The sequence below is a fragment of the Janthinobacterium woesei genome (assembly GCF_051380875.1).
GTDB lineage: Bacteria > Pseudomonadota > Gammaproteobacteria > Burkholderiales > Burkholderiaceae_D > Janthinobacterium.
On record NZ_JBNYXW010000006.1, the window covers coordinates 282,244 to 300,280 of the forward strand.

At 62.1% G+C, this 18,037-nt stretch carries 14 protein-coding genes and 1 tRNA gene; 9 read left to right on the forward strand and 6 right to left on the reverse strand.

Translation table 11 applies throughout. The features are described 5' to 3' along the window. Position 1: 1 nt before the first annotated feature. The gene (locus tag ACQ4W6_RS08935) at positions 2–1,048 is read left to right on the forward strand and encodes an AbrB family transcriptional regulator (RefSeq protein WP_436566826.1); all 1,047 of its coding nucleotides are present in this window, start codon (positions 2–4) and stop codon (positions 1,046–1,048) included. Here the strand turns inward: ACQ4W6_RS08935 and ACQ4W6_RS08940 are convergent. Both ACQ4W6_RS08940 and ACQ4W6_RS08945 read right to left on the reverse strand, forming a co-directional pair. Further along, entirely contained in the window at positions 1,045–1,830 is a 786-nt protein-coding gene (locus ACQ4W6_RS08940) for a DUF2145 domain-containing protein (protein WP_436566827.1), read from the reverse strand. The genes ACQ4W6_RS08935 and ACQ4W6_RS08940 overlap by 4 nt on opposite strands. Positions 1,831–1,833: 3 nt before the next feature. Then, entirely contained in the window at positions 1,834–2,256 is a 423-nt protein-coding gene (locus ACQ4W6_RS08945; RefSeq protein WP_436566828.1) for a hypothetical protein, read from the reverse strand. A 190-nt stretch (positions 2,257–2,446) separates the two neighbouring features. On the opposite strand from ACQ4W6_RS08945, the gene ACQ4W6_RS08950 reads away from it, so the two are divergent. After that, on the forward strand, positions 2,447–3,160 hold the full coding sequence (locus ACQ4W6_RS08950) for a helix-turn-helix domain-containing protein (protein ID WP_436566829.1): 714 nt from the start codon (positions 2,447–2,449) through the stop codon (positions 3,158–3,160). Between the two features lie 273 nt (positions 3,161–3,433). On the opposite strand, the gene ACQ4W6_RS08955 is transcribed toward ACQ4W6_RS08950, so the two are convergent. Continuing rightward, complete coding sequence (locus ACQ4W6_RS08955) at positions 3,434–4,921, reverse strand: DUF3999 family protein (RefSeq protein WP_436566830.1); 1,488 nt, start codon at positions 4,919–4,921, stop codon at positions 3,434–3,436. Continuing rightward, positions 4,918–8,127 carry a DUF2339 domain-containing protein gene (locus ACQ4W6_RS08960; protein WP_436566831.1) on the reverse strand — a complete coding sequence of 1,070 codons (3,210 nt, stop codon included), beginning with the start codon at positions 8,125–8,127 and terminating at the stop codon, positions 4,918–4,920. The genes ACQ4W6_RS08955 and ACQ4W6_RS08960 overlap by 4 nt, the downstream gene beginning before the upstream one ends. Before the next feature lie 233 nt (positions 8,128–8,360). Here ACQ4W6_RS08960 and ACQ4W6_RS08965 point away from each other — a divergent pair, with 233 nt between their 5' ends. Further along, on the forward strand, positions 8,361–10,247 hold the full coding sequence (locus ACQ4W6_RS08965; protein WP_436566832.1) for an MFS transporter: 1,887 nt from the start codon (positions 8,361–8,363) through the stop codon (positions 10,245–10,247). On the opposite strand, the gene ACQ4W6_RS08970 is transcribed toward ACQ4W6_RS08965, so the two are convergent. Then, positions 10,227–10,409: a hypothetical protein gene (locus ACQ4W6_RS08970; RefSeq protein ID WP_436566833.1), complete on the reverse strand. Its 183-nt coding sequence runs from the start codon at positions 10,407–10,409 to the stop codon at positions 10,227–10,229. The two genes, ACQ4W6_RS08965 and ACQ4W6_RS08970, sit on opposite strands and share 21 nt — an antisense overlap. Before the next feature lie 109 nt (positions 10,410–10,518). Between ACQ4W6_RS08970 and ACQ4W6_RS08975 the strand changes: the two genes are divergently transcribed. The 6 genes from ACQ4W6_RS08975 (at position 10,519) to ACQ4W6_RS09000 (ending at position 17,602) form a co-directional block, all read left to right on the forward strand. Next, entirely contained in the window at positions 10,519–10,803 is a 285-nt protein-coding gene (locus ACQ4W6_RS08975; protein ID WP_436566834.1) for a hypothetical protein, read from the forward strand. Positions 10,804–10,906: 103 nt separating this feature from the next. Further along, the gene (locus tag ACQ4W6_RS08980; protein WP_436566835.1) at positions 10,907–12,115 is read left to right on the forward strand and encodes an efflux RND transporter periplasmic adaptor subunit; all 1,209 of its coding nucleotides are present in this window, start codon (positions 10,907–10,909) and stop codon (positions 12,113–12,115) included. 15 nt (positions 12,116–12,130) lie between these two features. After that, positions 12,131–15,295 carry an efflux RND transporter permease subunit gene (locus tag ACQ4W6_RS08985; RefSeq protein WP_436566836.1) on the forward strand — a complete coding sequence of 1,055 codons (3,165 nt, stop codon included), beginning with the start codon at positions 12,131–12,133 and terminating at the stop codon, positions 15,293–15,295. A gap of 1 nt (position 15,296) precedes the next feature. Beyond that, the gene (adeC, locus tag ACQ4W6_RS08990; RefSeq protein WP_436566837.1) at positions 15,297–16,745 is read left to right on the forward strand and encodes an AdeC/AdeK/OprM family multidrug efflux complex outer membrane factor; all 1,449 of its coding nucleotides are present in this window, start codon (positions 15,297–15,299) and stop codon (positions 16,743–16,745) included. Between the two features lie 63 nt (positions 16,746–16,808). Beyond that, positions 16,809–17,423 carry a TetR/AcrR family transcriptional regulator gene (locus ACQ4W6_RS08995; RefSeq protein ID WP_436566838.1) on the forward strand — a complete coding sequence of 205 codons (615 nt, stop codon included), beginning with the start codon at positions 16,809–16,811 and terminating at the stop codon, positions 17,421–17,423. 102 nt (positions 17,424–17,525) lie between these two features. Next, positions 17,526–17,602, forward strand: a tRNA-Pro gene (locus ACQ4W6_RS09000). Between the two features lie 122 nt (positions 17,603–17,724). Here the strand turns inward: ACQ4W6_RS09000 and ACQ4W6_RS09005 are convergent. Further along, positions 17,725–17,907, reverse strand: coding sequence for a helix-turn-helix transcriptional regulator (locus ACQ4W6_RS09005; RefSeq protein ID WP_436566839.1), 183 nt, complete (start codon positions 17,905–17,907; stop codon positions 17,725–17,727). Positions 17,908–18,037: the final 130 nt, after the last annotated feature.

The window sequence follows — 18,037 nt, forward strand, 5'->3', positions numbered from 1 at the left end:
GGTGGTGTGGTGGCCGCGCTGGCGCGCCTTTTGTGCGGCGTTGGCCGCCGGCCTGGCGGGCGCCGCCATCTGCCTGTGGCTGCACACGCCGCTGCCATGGATGATCGGCCCCCTGTTCGCCACCGCCGCGCTGCGCCTGGCGGGGCGCGAGCTGGCCTGTCCCGTGCGCGTGCGCGAAGCGGGCCAGTGGGCCATCGGCACCGCGCTGGGCCTGTACTTCACGGCGCCCGTGCTGGCCGTGCTGTCTTCCTATACCCCATGGATCGTTGGCGCCGTGTTGTTCGCGTTGGCGCTGGGTGCCGTTGGTGCCACGCTGCTGCGGCGCCTGTCGGGCGTCGATACGGCCACCGCTTTCTTTGCCATGGCCGTTGGCGGCGCGTCAGAGATGGCGGTGCAGAGCGAGCGCCATGGCGCCGATGTGGGCAAGGTGGCGGCTGCCCACAGCCTGCGCATGATGCTGGTAGTGGCGACGATACCGTTCGGCGTGCGCTACTGGGGTAGCCATGGCCTGGAAGAAGGGCATGAAACTTTCGTGCCGGGCGCCGCCCTGGTCAACGTAGGCGGGCTGGCGCTGCTGATCGCCATCACCGTGCTGGCCGCCCTCGCATGCAAGCGGGGCAAGCTGCCCAACGCCTGGGTCATCGGCCCGTTGCTGGCGGCGCTGCTGCTGACGGCGTGCGGCATCCATTTGTCGCGCCTGCCCGAATGGATGATACGCGCGGGCCAGCTTTTCATCGGCATCGCGCTCGGCACGCGCTTCAGCCCCGCCTTCCTGCATACGGCTCCCCGCTACATGGCCAGCGTGGCCTTCTGCAGCGTCTTGATGCTGGTGCTGGCGGCCGCCTTTGGACTGGGGCTGTCGCAGTGGCTGGGCATCCACCCCGGTACGGCGATCCTGGCCACCTCGCCCGGTGGCATCGCGGAAATGTCGCTGACGGCCAAGACCTTGCACCTTGGCGTGCCCATCGTTACGGCCTTTCACGTGGCGCGCATGGTGGTGCTGGTACTGGCGATCGGGCCACTGTTTCGCCTGTTGCAGCGCGCTTAATTGCCCCTGACGACGATTTCCTGCACCTGCGGTTCGCGCTGGCGCACGAAGCGGGCCACGGCGTCGACCGTGACGGCGTCGATCTTGCCCGCCATGCGCCGGTCGAACGGATGGTCGTCGAAGGCGATGTTGGCGCGGAACATGCGCGCGCCGAGGCGGGTCGTAGCGGGAATATTCAGGGTTTGCGGGGTGAAATCGACGCTGCGCAGCCAGCTTTGCGCTTCGGCACGCGTCTCGATCTTGCCCGGCTCGTTGCTGGCGGCGGCCAGGGTTTCCAGCACCCACTGGTTCGAATTCTGGTACTTGGTGGAAAACGGATAGGCCAGCATATTGTAGTGCGCGTCGTGCAGGCGCTTGGGCGTGTTGCTGGCCAGCAAACGTACCAGTTGCTGCTGCGTCTCCTGGCCGGGGATCAGGATCAGTGTTTCATACATGAACACGTCATCCATGAAGAAATTGCCCAGGCCCTCGTTGTACAGCGACGATTGCGCCGTGCCGCATTCATTCAATTCATGCACCACCAGCCAGCGGCCTTTCGGATGGTCGCGCCAGGCCAGCGCCATGTGCGAGTAGCGCACATTGTATTGCGACAGATCCTGGCCGGCGCGCGCCACCAGCGCCATTTGCGCGCCCGAGGCATCGAGCGCCTGCAAGGTCTTTTGCGCCAGCTCCATCGATTTGACGAGGGTGGCCGCATCGGTGGGCTTTTCCTCGCACGAACGTCCCGCATGGACGGCGCCGGCGAGGGCCAGGCTGATGACGATGAAAGTCAGGCGTTTCATGGCTTACGCTTTCGAATGGTGCAGCAGCGCCTTGCCCAGTTCGTTCGGGATGAAGGCGATGGCCTTGCCGGACATGACCAGCATGTGGCCGGTAGACAGCGCCACGACATTGACCACGGTGCCTGCGGCCAGTGACAGGCCCTTGGCCGCTTGCGTGCTCATCTGGATGGAGGCGCCGCCCGCTTCAGAAGCGCCTTTCAACACGATGACGATGCCTTCGCCCACGGTTTCCACGCTGGCGACGACCACTTGGCCCGAGGCGACCAGCATCGACAGCGAACCGCCAATGACCACGGCGGAACCGTCGCTGAGATTTTGCGAGCCTTTCGACAGATTCTCCGAGGCGGTGGCGTGGACCAGGCCAGGTGCGGCCGTGGAGAGTAACAAGAGCGACAAGGACAGGCAGAGGGGCAGCAGGCGTTTCATGTGTTTCTCCTTCAGGTGTGCCAAGTGGCAACGCCATCATTGTAGACTGTGGACAATTGGTCAATGAAAACGCTACTCGTAGCAGGTAGGCATACTGAAGGTAGCGTATTTCGCTACCTTTTTGCTTGCCGAGGCATTAATTTTTTTACAAAGGAAGTGCATGCCGTAAACCCACGCCCTGATCGACGCCTTGAAGCGCCTGCTGAAAGCGCGCGCCGTGACCTATGCCGAACTGGTCCAGCGCATCGGCGTATCCGAAGCCAGCGTCAAACGCATGTTTTCGCAGAAGCAATTCACCTTGCAGCGGCTGGAGCCGATCCTGGTCGCCATCGGCAGCGATTTCCAGCAGCTGGCGCTGGCCGTGCAGGTGGCGCACGCCACGCCCACCTTGATCACGGGCCTGACCTATGCGCAGGAAAAGGAAATCATCGACGACGCCAGGCTCTTCGTGATGGCGGTGTCGGCCCTGAACTTGCTGCCGCTGGAAAAGATCATCGCCATCTACGACATCAGCGAAGCGCAAGCCGTGAAATACCTGCTGCGCCTCGATAAAATAGGTTTTCTGGAACTGCTGCCGAATAATCGGGTCAAACTACTGGTGGCGCGCACGTTTGCCTGGATCCCGAATGGCCCGATCCATAGCTATTTCAAGGAGGAAGCCTATGGCGACTACCTGAATTCGCAATTCGATGGCGAGACGGAATTGCTGCGTCTGGTGAATGTGATGTTGTCGAAAAAATCCACCGCGGCCTTGCTGGAACGCCTCAAGCAAGTGGCGGTAGAATTTTCGCAACAGCACCAGGAAGACGCGCGCCTGCCTGGTGACGAGCGCCTGGCCATCAGCTTCATGCTGGCGGCGCGGCCGTGGATGCCGCAGACGTTCAAGGCGCTGCTGCGGCAGTGAGGCACACGCAGGTGCACGCCAGTGCAGGGTGGCGTACTTACTATAGCGTAACGTATTGCGGCTGTATTGATGTAATGTTTGTGGGGTATTGAGGCATCAGACGGTAGTTCTCGTGCAGCAGTGAGATGCTGACACGCTGCCAAGATGGTGCCCAAATGGCGCCCCATGCTGCCGCGATACTGCGTCCTTGTTTTTTGTATGCTCGCGCGGCTGTATAGTCGTGTCCGTGTCCGTGTCCGTGTCCGTGTCCGTGTCATGGTGTCCGTGTCTTCATTACCCGGCCTTGTTCGCGCTATCCGCTTGTTTTTGCTTCTGCTCTTGCTTCTGCTCTTGCTTCATTTGCGTCAGCAAACGCCAGGCAAAAAAGCCCAGCACGGCCACGCCCAGCAGCAGTGCGGCCCACAGCGCGGCCAGGCGCAAGCCTGCGCCGTCCGGCGTTTTCTCGATGGGCGCGTCGCCGGTGAGTGTGACCAGTGATCCTGGCGTGGCCACAGGCAATGCCAGCAGTTCCTCCGCCTTGAAGCCGGGCGCCACTTGCGACAGCGGCAGCGCTGCCGAAGTTGCCCCATTCTTGCCGAATACCAGTTGATATGGCGGCTTGCCGCTGGCCAGGAATACCAAGCTGGCCGGTGTCCAGCCCAGGCGCAGGACCGAATCGCGGTTCATCACCATGGCGCTTTCTATTTGCGGACGCAGTACCCATTGCACCGTCTGCACGATGGGCATGGCCAGGTCGCCGGAGACTCTTTCCTTGCCGTCCACGCTGATGCGGTAGAAGGTGGTATTGAGCAGTGGTTCGAAGTACGCCGCCTGTGTCGTGCGTGCTTGTGGACGCAGGCGCAAGCGATGGCGCGGCGCTTCGCTCGCCGGGTGATACACGCCCAGGGTGACGGGCATGACCGTATTGCCGTCAGCCAGTTGCAAGCCGATGCTGTCGGCGGGAATGGCGATCGGCGTGGCATACAGGCGCTCGCCACCGCGCGTGCCCGTCGTTCCCTGCAGCACGATGGAGGCGCGCGGTGCGGCAATTGTGGTCTGGCTGACCTGCTGCGCCTCGATGCTGGCGAAAGTGATGGGCTCGCCATATTGCCAGCTCAGGCGTGCATAGCGAAAGGCGCGCGGCGCAAAATCGATGCGGTCGTTGGCCAGGGTTTGCGTATCGCTGTTGCGCAGCCAGTTCAAGGTGGTGGTGGCGATGGCGTCCCATTGCTTCAGGTCGTCGCTGACTTCCAGCAGCACTTGCGCATTGTAATTGTTGGTGCCCGGCGGCAAGGTAAAGCGCAGGGCGCCGATGCGGCTGTCTTTGGCGGGTGGGCCAGCATCGAGTATCAGTGCCTGCACGGCCGGTGTCATGTCGCCTGGCGCGGCGGTATGTGCAGTGACGGACAGCAGGCGGCCATCATTGCCGGTGCGGATATCGACGCCGTCCAGGTCAGAGTAATCCCCTTGGGTGCTGACGATGGGAAAGATGCGCACGGACACCGTGTCGCGCTGCGTACGCGATTGCACGGGCGGGGCAGTCAGGGCGAAGGCCAGCGGCTTGCCGGCGCTGTCGAACAGGCGCATGTCGGCCAGGCTGGCTGAGCGCGCATGCAGATACACATCGGTAGGCACGCTCATGCGGCTCAGGCCGGCGCCTGGCTGGGGTGTGAGCGCGATGTTCCAGCGATAGTCTTGCGGCCGGTCCGGGGATGCGGGGGCCGCGGCGGCCAGCGCCGTGCCCGCCAACAGCCAAGTGCAGAAAAGCAGTGAGGATTTCATGCGACTCCCTGGTTTAGTTCGGTTGCTGCTTGCGCAGCAGCCTTGGGGAAGGGCGCCAGGTAGCCGATCAGTACCATCAGCAAGCCCACGCCGACAAACGACACGATGCGCTCGATGCCGCCCACGTTGGACAGGTCGATGGCGAACAGTTTCAGTACGACCAGGCCCAGCAACACGGCACCGCGGCTCCATTGCTGGCGTCGCTGGTGGCGCGCCGCATGGCGCATCAACAGCAGGGCCGTGATGCTCCATACCAGCGACAGCATCGCTTGCACGAATTGCGAGGCCAGCATGGCGTCAAATGTATACGGCACGTCCAGGTAGTTCGACACCGTGCGCAGCAGCATCAGATTGAACCAGCCATACAGGAAGCTGGCGGCCACGGCGGGCAAACGCGCTTGCCACAATGCCGGCAGTGGCAACTGGCCAGCTGGCAACAAGCGGTAGCTGGCAATGGCCAGCAGGACGGCAAAGCCCGTGCTCAGGTCCAACGGATTGAGTAGCGGCAAGTATGGCAGGGGGGCCATGGCGCCATCGTCGAGGATGTTCCAAGCGGCGATCAGCAGCAGCGACCACGCCGCTGCCAGCGGGATCAGATAGCGCAGGTACCAGGCGGCAATGGGCGCCACCGGCCAGGCGCCCGCGCGGCAGCGGCGGATCAGCCAGGCCAGCGCCAGCATCATGGCCCAAGCCGGCAGGTAGCGGGCCCAGGCAGGGCTGACGCTGTCTTCGTGGCGCGCCAGCCAGGCGTTGATATGCATGGCGCCCACCGGCCACAGCATCAGCCATGGCGCTGCCGTGCGCAGCGTATGCAACAGGCGCAGCGCACGCGGATCGAGTCGCCAGCCGGCTTTCGGCCAGGTGAAAAGCAGGTATTCGCCGGCTGCCAGGGCGCCAGCCAGGGCAAGCCAGGACAGGCTTGTGGGCAAATAGTCGCGCAAGTACAGCGCCTGCAGCAGGTTGGCGCTCCACAGGCCCAGGCCCAGCCAGGCGGCCACGCTGAGCCAGCGCAGCTGCGGCCAGTCCAGGCGCCGCGCCAGCAGTGCAAACGCAGGCGTCGTGACGCACACGGCAATCAGGTACAGCGCCAGCCAGTGTTCGCCCGCGTGCGGCTGCATCTGCAGGTCGCCGTCGAGCAGGCGCAGCAGCCAGCTGGTGAACGGCATCAGGATGGCGGAAAACCACAGCACGCCGCTCCATTGCAGCAAGGGGCGCCTGACCAGGGCGATCAGTGCATCACCGCTGCGCGCGCGCTGCTCGACGAACCAGGCGCTGGCAAAGGCGGCGCCACCGAGCAGCAGGGCGCTGAGGAAGGAACCGTCCAGCAGGCTGGCCGGGTGCGCATTCCAGGCCCAGTTGGGGCGGCTCAGCAGCACTAGTCCTGTCAGTACCTGCACGGCCAGCAGCAGGGCGCGCGGCGCATGCCACTCTTCGCGCTTTGCGAGCCAGGCCAGCAAAGCTGCCACGCCCAGGGCGCTGACGGTCAATAGGTTCAATTGCATGGCAGCATCAGTCCGCAGCATGACTTCATTCCAGATGCCGCCCAGCAGCCAGGCCGTGGCGGCCGTCAGGAACAGCACGGACAGGCTCGTCATGAACTCCGGATACAAATGACTGCCGTGGCGGCGGAAATTGAACGCCATCACCAGCGCGGCGGCGGCCAGCAGCAGGCAGCCCAGCCAGATATTGGCCTGCAGGGCCGCTGGCGTATCGAGTTCGAGCATGGCGAACAGGAAGGACATCCAGGCGCCTGCCTGCACCAGCAGGCCGAAGGCCCAGGCCAGGGTCTGGCGCTGGCGCAAGCCGACCCAGACGATGCCCGCGCCTTCCAACGCCCAGGCGGCGGACGTCCAACGGCCGTCGAGGGCGAACGGGATGGCCAGTGTGCCAAACACGATGCCCAGCGCCAGGAAGGCTTCGGCCAGCAATTTGAAACCGTCGCGGCGCCATAGCATCACAGCCAGGCCCGTGTAGCCGAGACCGGCGATCAGCGCGGAAAAGGCGAGGCCAAACGGGAAATGCTGCACCAGGCCGTATTGCAGCCCCATGGCGGCCAGTGGCGTGCCGAACACCAGCGTGCCATCCACATAATGCTTGAGGCGCGGCGCCTGGCGCGCGCAGTAGGCAATGGCGATGCCGACATAAAAAAGTACGAACAGGATCAGGAACAGCTGCGTCGACAGGTAGTGCTCTGGCGCGTAGCGCAGCAGGCCCCAGGTGGTGGCCACGGCAAAGGTAAAGCCAAAACTCAGCACATTCAGTACGCGCCAGGCGCGTTTCAGGGCGATGGCGAAAACGCCTGCGTTCAGCAGCGCGTAATAGCTGAACAGGCCGATATGGTTGCCGCTGCCCGTCGACACCAGCAATGGCACGGCAAAACCGCCGATGATGCCGAACACGGCCAGCCAGACGGCGTTTTGCAGCACGGCCAGCAGGCAGGTGAACGCCGTCAGCACGAATAGCACGGCGAAGGCCAGGCCGGCCGGTATCAACTCGTACAGGCGGAAGGCGCCAAAGGTGACCAGCATCAGGATTGCCAGCGCCGTGCCCTGCAGCGGCAGGCTGATGCCGGGGCGGCGGATACGGATGCGCCAGGCCCACGCCAGCAGGGCAATATCGGCCAGTACGATGCCAGCCAGGCGCAGCTCGATGGGCAGCGTCACTTGCGCCGACACATACTTGAGCAGGAAGCTCACGCCCAGGAACAGGATCAGCAAGCCCAGCTTGGCCACCAGGTTGCCAGTAAACAACCAGTTTTTCGCCTTGGCCAGGATGCCATCGCTGCACTCGATCCAAGCCGGGGTGTTGGGCGGGGTGGGGGTGGGTTTGGGCGCAGGGGGCGGCGCGGGTTTGTCGAGCGAAATCGTGCTGGCAGGCGCGGGCGACACGGTACTTTCCATGTCGTCCAGTGGAGCCACTGCGGCCGTTGCAGCTACGGCGGCTGGCGGCAGCGGCGCGGGAGCAGGCACAGGCACAGCGGTGGGCGCTGGCGCTGGCGCTGGCGCAAGCAGGTCAGCGACTGGCACGGCTGCCGGCATGGCCGTGCCGTTTTCGAGTAGCTGCAGGCGTTGCTGCACGCTCTCGATTTCCTTGCGCAGGCGCACCGTCAGCAACTCCAGATCGACAACTTTCCTGCGGTGCTGCAGCACCAGCACGAAGGCGGTGATCAGCAAGACTAGTATGATGAGTGGTATCAATCCAAACATGGGATCAGCTTTCCTGGGAGGCAGGCCGAAGGCGCCCACGGTATGCACACGTTACCTTATTATCAAGAAACAGGCGATTTTTGTGTTGTCACGCCAACTGTCAAGATATGGAGCCAGCATGGCGCAGCATGGCGGCTTTCGTATTGATCAAAAGCAATACCAAGACATTACGATTGTCGTGCGCAGGATAGTGCTGTACTTTAGCAATTCCTTAATCGCCGGTTCCCCATGCCATGAGTCAAAGCAGTCAGTTTTCCCTATTGTCGCAGCGCCGTTTCGGGCCGTTCTTCTGGACCCAGTTCTTTGGCGCTTTCAACGACAATCTGTTCAAGACGGCGCTGATGGTGATCCTCGCCTACGATGCGCTGAGCTGGACCACGCTCGACCCGTCCACCATCACCAACCTGATTCCCGGCCTGTTCATCTTGCCGTACGTGGTCTTCTCGGCCACGGCCGGCCAGCTGGCCGACAAGTTCGAGAAGGCGGGCCTGGCGCGTTTCGTCAAATGGATGGAGCTGGCCATCATGGCCGTGGCTGCCGCTGGCTGGATGACGCACACCTTATGGCTGCTGGTGGCGGCCGTGGTGGGCATGGGCGTGCATTCGACCCTGTTTGGTCCCGTCAAGTATGCCTACCTGCCGCAGCAACTGAAGCCCGAGGAACTGGTCGGCGGCAATGGTTTGATCGAAATGGGTACCTTTGTCGGCATTTTATTGGGCGAAATCCTGGGCGCCGTCTTGATCGTGCACAAACCGCTGGGCGTGGAACTGGTGGCCGGCGCGACGATTGCCGTGGCCCTGTTCGGCCTGATCGCCAGCTACCGCGTGCCGCGCACGCCCGCACCCGAGCCGGACTTGAAGGTCAGCTTGAACTTTGTCGCCGAATCGTTGCGCAACCTGAATTTCTCGCGCAAGAACCGGCCCGTCTTCCTGGCCATGCTGGGCAACTCCTGGTTCTGGTTCTACGGCGCCCTGATCCTGGCGCAGTTCCCCGTGTATTCGAAAGATTTCCTGCATGGCGACCACAGCGTGTTCGTGCTGCTGCTGAGCGTGTTTTCGGTAGGCATCGGCACCGGTTCGCTGCTGTGCGAACGCTTGTCTGGCCACAAGATCGAGATCGGCCTGGTGCCGTTTGGCTCCATCGGCCTGTCGCTGTTCGGCCTCGACCTGTATTTCGCCAGCAATGCCTATGCGAATACGCAAGTGGTCGACGCGCTGGCCTTTGTCAGCCAGGCGGGCGCGCCGCGCATTTTGTTCGACATCGCCATGATCGGCGTGTTCGGCGGCTTCTTCATCGTGCCCCTGTTCGCCCTGATCCAGACGCGCTGCGACCCGAAACACATTTCGCGCACGATTGCCGGCATGAATATCCTTAACGCCCTGTTCATGGTGGCGGCCGCCGGCGTGGCCATCGTGCTGCTGGGCCAAGGTTTTACCATTCCGCAGCTGTTCCTGGTGACGGGCATTTTGAACGCGCTGGTGGCGGCCTACATCTTTTCGCTGGTGCCGGAGTTCCTCATGCGCTTCCTGGCGTGGATACTCATACAGACCGTGCACCGCGTGAAAGTGGTCGATGGCGAGCGCATCCCGACGCAAGGCGCGGCGGTGCTGGTGTGCAACCACGTCAGCTATGTGGACGCTATCGTCATCATGGCGGCCAGCCCTCGTCCCATCCGTTTCGTCATGGATCACCGCATCTTCAAGATGCCCCTGATGGGCTGGATTTTCCGCACGGCCAAGGCGATTCCCATCGCGCCGGCCAAGGAAGACCCTTTCCTCATGGAAAAAGCATTCATTGATATCGCGCAAGCGCTGCACGAAGGCGAACTGGTTTGCATCTTCCCTGAGGGAAAACTGACCCGCACGGGCCAGATCAGCGAATTCAAAGGCGGCATTGCCAAGATCATCGAGCGCAGCAAGGTGCCCGTGATTCCGCTGGCGCTGCGCGGCTTGTGGGGTCATCTGTTGAGCCACCGCAATGGCCACCTGTTCGAACGCGCCTTCAAGGCGGGCCTGCGCTCGCGCCTGTCGCTGGCGGTCGGCATCCCCGTGCCGCCCGATGAAGCGACGCCGGAGTTGCTGCAGCAGAAGGTGCAGGAACTACGCGGCAAGTGGAAATAACACTGATTGTTCTCGCGCCGCCGCCGCCCGCTGCGCCAGATGCTGGCCCAGCATGGCGGTAATGGCGGTAATGGCGGCGAAGTCGACGGGTTTCGTCAGGTGATTCCAATGCAGGCGTTCGGCGAGCAGGGCGCAGCTCAGCACCGTGTCGAGCCCAGACACGCCCGTTGACTGCAAGACTGGCGCGACCGGGCCGGCCCTTGCCTGAGCTGCATCCCGCGCCGCTGCCGTCATCGCTGCGTCCCCCTGTCATGGCAAGCCGTGGGCACCCATGCTGGCGCACCTGCGGCGCAATATATTTTTGCCATCATTGGCAAATAGTCATGCTGGCGCCCGGCACTCTGGTGCGCGGGTGTTGCGCACATGTCAGCCACTTCAGCAAAGAAAGCATTACCCTGCTACAGTATTTGTTCAATCGAACTTTCCCGCATTGCCGTTTTGCCGCCGCCGACCTGGTTTTACTGATCCTGCCGGTGCGCCTACGCTGTTGCTGTCACCATTTAATTGCATCATTGGCAATAAAATTCGCTTAAAAGTTGCTATGTTTCAATTGTAACGATGCTTGACGATTTTAGAATGATCGTTCATTCTTTGATCTGCGTTAATAAATTTATTCATTTCTAACGACACTAGCCAGCTTCTTTTTCAGAAAGTCCAAGATGCAACCAACTTTTTCCTTGACGTCGCCGCGTACGAGCGGCGCTATTGCCGTTCTGTGCGCCACTGTAATCATGGCCGGCTGCAGTAAAAAACAGGAAGCACCTCACGCGCAGCAAGCGCCACAGGTGGTCGTGTTTACTGTTAATCCGGCCGCGTTGCCGATGAGCGCCGAATTGCCCGGCCGTACGAATGCCTACCAGGTCGCCGATGTGCGCCCGCAAGTCGGTGGCTTGATCCAGAAGCGCCTGTTCGTCGAGGGTAGCGATGTGAAAGCGGGCACGGTCCTGTATCAGATCGACCCGGCAACGTACCAGGCTGCCACCAATGCGGCCAAGGCGGCCGTATCGAAAGCCAAGGCGAACCTGCTGACGGCCGGCCCGAAAGCGGCCCGCTACAAGGAGCTGGTTGCCATCGAAGGCGTGAGCCGCCAGGAATACGATGATGCTGTCGCCGCCTTCGAGCAAGCCAAGGCAGACGTCGAGTCCGCCACTGCGGCACTGGAATCGGCGAATATCAACCTGAAATACAGCACCGTGACGGCACCGATCAGTGGCCGCACCAGCCGCTCGACCGTGACGGCCGGCGCGCTGGTCACGGCTGGCCAGGCGCAAGCCCTGACGACCGTGCAGCAACTCGATCCGATCTATGTCGACGTGACCCAGTCGAGCACCGATCTGCTGCGCCTGAAGCGCCAGATGGCCGACGGTTCGCTGAAGAAAGTCGGCGAAGGCCAGGCCAAGGTTGACCTGATCCTGCCCGATGGCAGTAAATACAGCGAATCGGGCAAGCTGCAGTTCGCCGGCGTGACGGTCGATCCGACCACCGGCAACGTGGTCTTGCGCGCGCTGTTCCCGAATCCGAAAGGTGAGTTGCTGCCAGGCATGTACGTGCGTGCGCGCCTGGAAACGGGTGTTGACGAGAAAGCCATCACCGTGCCGCAAGTGGGCGTGACGCGCAACCAGAAAGGCCAGGCCACCGCGCTGATCCTGAACAAGGAAAACAAGGTCGAGCAGCGCGTGCTGACCACCAGCGGCACCAACGGCAATGACTGGCTGGTGACGTCCGGTCTGGCCGCAGGCGACCGCGTGATCGTGGAAGGCTTGCAAAAAGTCAAGCCAGGCGCCCCAGCCGTTGCCGTACCGGCCAAGGCAGCTGACGCGCCCGCCGCTGCAGCCTCTGCCGCAGCATCGGCTGCCAGCGCCCACTAATTCAGGAGAATATTAATGGCCCGTTTTTTCATTGACCGCCCGATTTTTGCCTGGGTGGTCGCGATCGTCATCATGCTTGCCGGCGTGATTTCGATCCTCAGCCTGCCGATTGCGCAGTACCCGAGCATCGCTCCGCCGTCGATTTCGATCAGCGGCTCCTACCCTGGCGCCTCCGCCAAGACTGTGGAAGATGCCGTCACCCAGGTCATCGAACAAAAGATGAAGGGTATCGACGGCTTGCGCTACATGGCGTCGTCGAGCGATGCCACTGGCGGCATCAGCATCACGCTGACGTTTAGCAGCGGCACCAATCCAGACATTGCTCAGGTGCAGGTGCAGAACAAGCTGCAGCTGGCCACGCCACTGTTGCCGACGGCTGTCACGCAACAAGGCCTGGTCGTCTCGAAAGCCACCAAGAACTTCTTGATGGTGTTCGGTTTCATCTCCGAAAACGGCAAGATGGATCAAACCGACTTGAGCGACTATGTCGCCGCCAACGTCGTCGATCCGCTGAGCCGCGTGGCCGGTGTGGGCGATGTGACCTTGTTCGGTTCCCAGTACGCCATGCGTATCTGGCTCGATCCGGCCAAGCTGCAAAGCTTCAACCTGACGCCAGCGGACGTGATTACCGCCGTGCAGGCGCAAAATGCCGAAGTATCGGCCGGTGAACTGGGCGGTACGCCGTCCGTCAAAGGCCAGCAGCTGAACGCGACCGTATCGGCGCAGAGCCGCTTGCAAACGGCGGAACAGTTCGGCGCCATCTTGCTGAAAACCACGACCGACGGCGCCATGGTGCACCTGAAGGACGTGGCCAGCATGGAATTGGGACGCGAGAACTACAACACCGTGGCCCGCTACAACGGCCATGCGGCAACCGGCGTGGCGATCAAGCTGGCGACGGGTGCGAATGCGCTCGACACGGCCAAGGCGGCCAAGGCCATGCTCGAAACGCTGAGCAAGCAATTTCCTGAAGGCATGAGCTACCAGGTGGCGTTCGATACCACCCCGTTCGTGACACTGTCCATCGAAGAAGTCGTCAAGACCCTGGTCGAAGCGGTCATCCTGGTATTTCTGGTGATGTACTTGTTCCTGCAAAACTTCCGCGCCACCCTGATCCCGACCATGGCCGTGCCGGTCGTGCTGCTCGGTACCTTCGGCATCCTGAACGCGTTTGGCTATTCGATCAACACCCTGACCATGTTCGCCATGGTGCTGGCCATTGGCTTGCTGGTCGATGATGCCATCGTGGTGGTGGAAAACGTCGAGCGCGTGATGAGCGAAGAGGGCTTGTCGCCGCTGGAAGCGACGCGCAAGTCCATGACGCAGATCACCGGCGCGCTGGTGGGTATCGCCATGGTGCTGTCGGCCGTGTTCGTGCCGATGGCTTTCTTCGGCGGCTCGACGGGTGTGATTTACCGCCAGTTCTCGATCACCATCGTCTCGGCGATGGTGCTGTCCGTTATCGTCGCGCTGGTATTTACGCCGGCGCTGTGCGCCACCTTGCTCAAACCGGTAGAGAAGGGCCATCACGCCACGAACAAAGGCTTCTTCGGCTGGTTCAACCGCAGTTTCGATAGCAGCAGCAACAAGTACCAGAGCTGGGTCGGCGCCATGATTACCCACCGCGGCCGCTCGATGTTGTTGTATGTCATCTTGCTCGCTGGCCTGGTACTCGTCTTCATGCGCCTGCCAACGTCCTTCCTGCCGGAAGAAGACCAGGGCATCTTGTTTACGCAGATTCAATTGCCGACGGGCGCCACGCAAGAGCGCACCCTGAAAGTGATCGAACAGGTCGAAGAGCACTTCATGAACAGCGAGAAAGACAACGTCGCGTCCGTGTTTGCTGTCGCCGGTTTCAGCTTCGGCGGTAACGGCCAGAACACGGGTATCGCCTTCGTGCGCCTGAAAGACTGGGCCCTGCGCAAGGATGTATCGCAGAAAGCGCCTGCCGTGGCCGGCCGCGCCATGGGCAAGTTGTTGCAGATCAAGGATGCGATGGTGTTTACGTTTGCACCGCCTGCCGTGCTGGAACTGGGTAACGCCACCGGTTTCGACATGCAGTTGCAAGATATCGGCGGTGTCGGCCATGACGCCTTGATGGCAGCGCGTAACCAGTTGCTGGGCATGGCGGCGCAAAATCCGATCATGGTCGGCGTGCGCCCGAACGGCCAGGAAGATACGCCACAGTACAAGATCGAGATCGACCAGCAGAAAGCCACCGCGCTGGGCTTGCAGATTTCCGAGATCAACCGTGTGCTGAGCGTGGGCTGGGGTAGTTCTTATGTCAACGATTTCCTCGACCGTGGCCGCGTGAAGAAAGTGTTCATCCAGGGTGAAGCCAGTTCGCGCATGCAGCCGGAAGACTTGAACAAGTGGTTCGTGCGCAATACTGCTGGCCAGATGGTGCCGTTCTCGGCCTTTGCCACCGGCAAGTGGATTTACGCTTCGCCACGCCTGGAGCGCTACAACGGCTTGCCGTCGGTAGAGATCCTGGGTACGCCGGCACCGGGCCAAAGCACGGGCGCTGCCATGAATGCGATGGAAGAAATGGTGGCGAAGTTGCCGCCTGGCATCGGCATGAGCTGGACCGGCGTTTCGCTCGAAGAGCGCGAATCCGGTTCGCAGACGCCGCAGCTGTACGCGCTGTCGCTGCTGATCGTGTTCCTGTGCCTGGCTGCGCTGTATGAAAGCTGGTCGATTCCTTTCTCGGTGCTGCTGGTCGTGCCACTGGGCGTGATCGGCGCCGTGCTGGGTACGTGGCTGTTCGGCCTGTCGAATGACGTGTACTTCCAGGTGGGCTTGCTGACCGTGGTGGGCTTGTCGGCGAAGAATGCGATTTTGATTGTCGAGTTTGCCAAGGAAATGCAGGATTCGGGCATGTCGCTGCTGGACGCGACCTTGCATGCGGTGCGTCTGCGTCTGCGTCCAATTCTGATGACCTCGATTGCCTTCGGCCTGGGCGTGTTGCCACTGGCCATCTCCAGCGGCGCCGGTTCCGGTAGCCAGAACGCCATCGGTATCGGCGTGCTGGGCGGTATGTTGACGGCCACGTTCCTCGGTATCTTCTTCGTGCCGGTGTTCTTCGTGCTGGTGCGCGGCTTCTTCTCGAAGTCGGACGCGCCGACAACGCCGGCGGCGCCTGCTTCGCCAGCCGTCACGCTTTCTAAGGATGCGCATTAATATGAAAAAAACGCTACTCTCCATGGCAGCACTGGCCTTGCTGGCCGGTTGCAGCCTGGCTCCCACGTATGAGCGTCCGGCAGCGCCGGCGCCCACGGCGTGGCCGACCGGCCCTTCCTACCAGGCCGACACGGCGGCCGCCGACGCCAAGCCGGTGTCGGACATCGCCTGGCGCGAGTTCTTTGCCGATGCGCGCCTGCGCCAGGTACTGGAACTGGCGCTGGCGAATAACCGCGACCTGCGCGTCTCGATCCTCAACATCGAGAAGGCGCGCGCCACCTACGGCATCGAACGCGCCGCGCTGATCCCGAGCCTGTCGGCCTCGGGCGGCCAGGCGGCCACGCGCATTCCGAAAAATACCAGCACCACGGGCCAGGAATACATCAGCCGCCAGTACACGGCGAACCTGGGCGTGTCGGCCTACGAGCTGGATTTTTTCGGCCGCGTGCGCAGCCTGTCCGACAGTGCGCTGGAGCAATATCTGGGCACGGAAGAAGCACGCCGTGCACAGCAGATCAGCCTGGTGGCCGAAGTGGCCAGCACCTATCTGAACCTGGTGGCCGACCAGCAGCGCCTGCGCGTGGCGCAGGACACTTTGAGGAGCCAGCAGTCGTCGTATGACCTGGCGGTGCGCCGCTTCAGTGCAGGCGTCACCTCGGGCCTGGACAAGTACGATGCCCAGACCAGTGTCGAGTCGGCCCGTTCCGACGTGGCCGTCTTCACCAGCCAGGTTGCGCTGGATCAAAACGCACTGGTCTTGCTGGTGGGCGGCCCCGTGCCGGCCGAATTGCTGCCGCAAGCCGAGTTCGGCGCGGTAACACAGCTGGCCGAGATTCCGGCCGGCTTGCCGTCGGAGGTGCTGCAACGCCGTCCTGATGTGCTGGCGGCGGAGCGCACCTTGCGCGCCGCGAATGCCAACATCGGCGCGGCGCGTGCGGCCTTCTTCCCGCGCATTTCGCTGACGGCGACGGCGGGTTCGGTCAGCGACAACCTGTCCGGCCTGTTCAAGGGCGGCAGCGGCACTTGGAGCTTCCTGCCGCAGATCAGCTTGCCGATCTTCGATGGCGGCGTGAACCGCGCCAACCTCGATATCGCCAAGGTGCAGCGTGAAATTTCGGTGGCGCAATACGAAAAGGCGATCCAGGTCGCCTTCCGTGAAGTGTCCGATGCGCTGGCCCAGCGCGGCACGATCGACGAGCGCCTGCAATCGCAGGTCTCGCTGGTCGAAGCGTCGACGAAGAGCTACACCATCCACGACGCGCGCTATAAGCAGGGCGCCGAGTCCTACCTGAACGCCCTGGTGGCCCAGCGCGCGCTGTACTCGGCGCAGCAAAGCCTGATCACGGCGCGCCTGGCCAAGTCGACCAACCTGGTGACCTTGTACAAGGTGCTGGGCGGCGGTTGGCAGCCTGAGCAGACAGCCGTTGCGGCAGCTGGCGGTGTCCAATAATCACACGGATGCCGACGCCGGCCTTGCCCGCAAGGGCAGGGCCGGCGCGCTACTGGAAAAGTCATGAACCAAGTTGAAAAGAAGCATCCGGATTCCGAGCGCGCCAACACGCGGCGCAAGCAGGTGCTCGATGCGGCGGAAAGCTGTTTCAGCCGCCGCGGCTTCCACGGCGCCAGCATGGCCGAGATATCCAAGGCCGCCGGCATGAGCGCGGGCCATATCTATAATTACTTTGACAGCAAGGATGCGATCATCGCCGCCTTTGTCATGCAGAATATGGAGCGGGTCTCGAATCTGATGCAAGACCTGGCGCAGCGCGAAGACCCCTTGCAGGCCGTCATCGACAATGCCGGCGAGCATGTGCTGGAAAGCATGGACCCGAAAGTGTGGGTGATGCCGCTGGAAATCCAATCTGAAGCGTCGCGTAATCCGGCCATCGCCAGCATGCTGCAATGCGCGGACCGGCGCTCGCGCCAGTTGTTCCTGTCCATCGTCAAGGAAGGACGTATCAAGCGCGGCTTGCCGGCCGATGAAGAGATGCTGGAAGGGCGCATCAACACCCTGATCGCCATGTACCAGGGTTTGCCGGTGCGCGTGCTGCACAATCCCGACATCAAGGTCGAGCCGCTGATCGCCGGTTTCCGCATCGTCCTGACGGCGCTGATGCTGGGCGAATAGGGCGCTTGCCATGGGCTTGAAACAAACTTTGCGCAGTTCAACATGAATCCTGTGGAAAGCATGGCAAAAACCTAAAAGCCTCTGCTATAATTCCCACCTCGTCGGGGCGTAGCGCAGCCTGGTAGCGTACATGCATGGGGTGCATGGGGTCGGAAGTTCGAATCTTCCCGTCCCGACCAAAAGAATCAAGGACTTAGGCCAATCTTCGGATTGGCCTTTTTCTTGCCCGAGTGCTTCGTGCCTTAGCGGTGCCTTAAATAATATAGGCTGTTGCCGTACTTTTTCGTACATAGTTGGACTATTAGCGCTCGTCGCGCACCTTTTTTTGCCACTCTGCGATCTCGCCAGCATCCCATGCAATGGACCTTGGGCCGATGCGAACCGCCTTGGGAAATGTTCCCGCCTTCATGTTGTCGTAAATGGTCTGGCGCGCCTTTCCTGCTAGCGGTTGAGACTTAATCTCGTTCATCGTCGGCGAGTTCATGGCTGTCTGGTTTGCGTCAACTATCTTGGCCGGTCGGCGTCAATTATCTTGGCCGGTGAAGCGAGTTGTTGTTAATCCTTCTGAGTTGTCGCCTTGCCGCTGGCCGGCGCCTGCGCCGACTTCGCGGCAC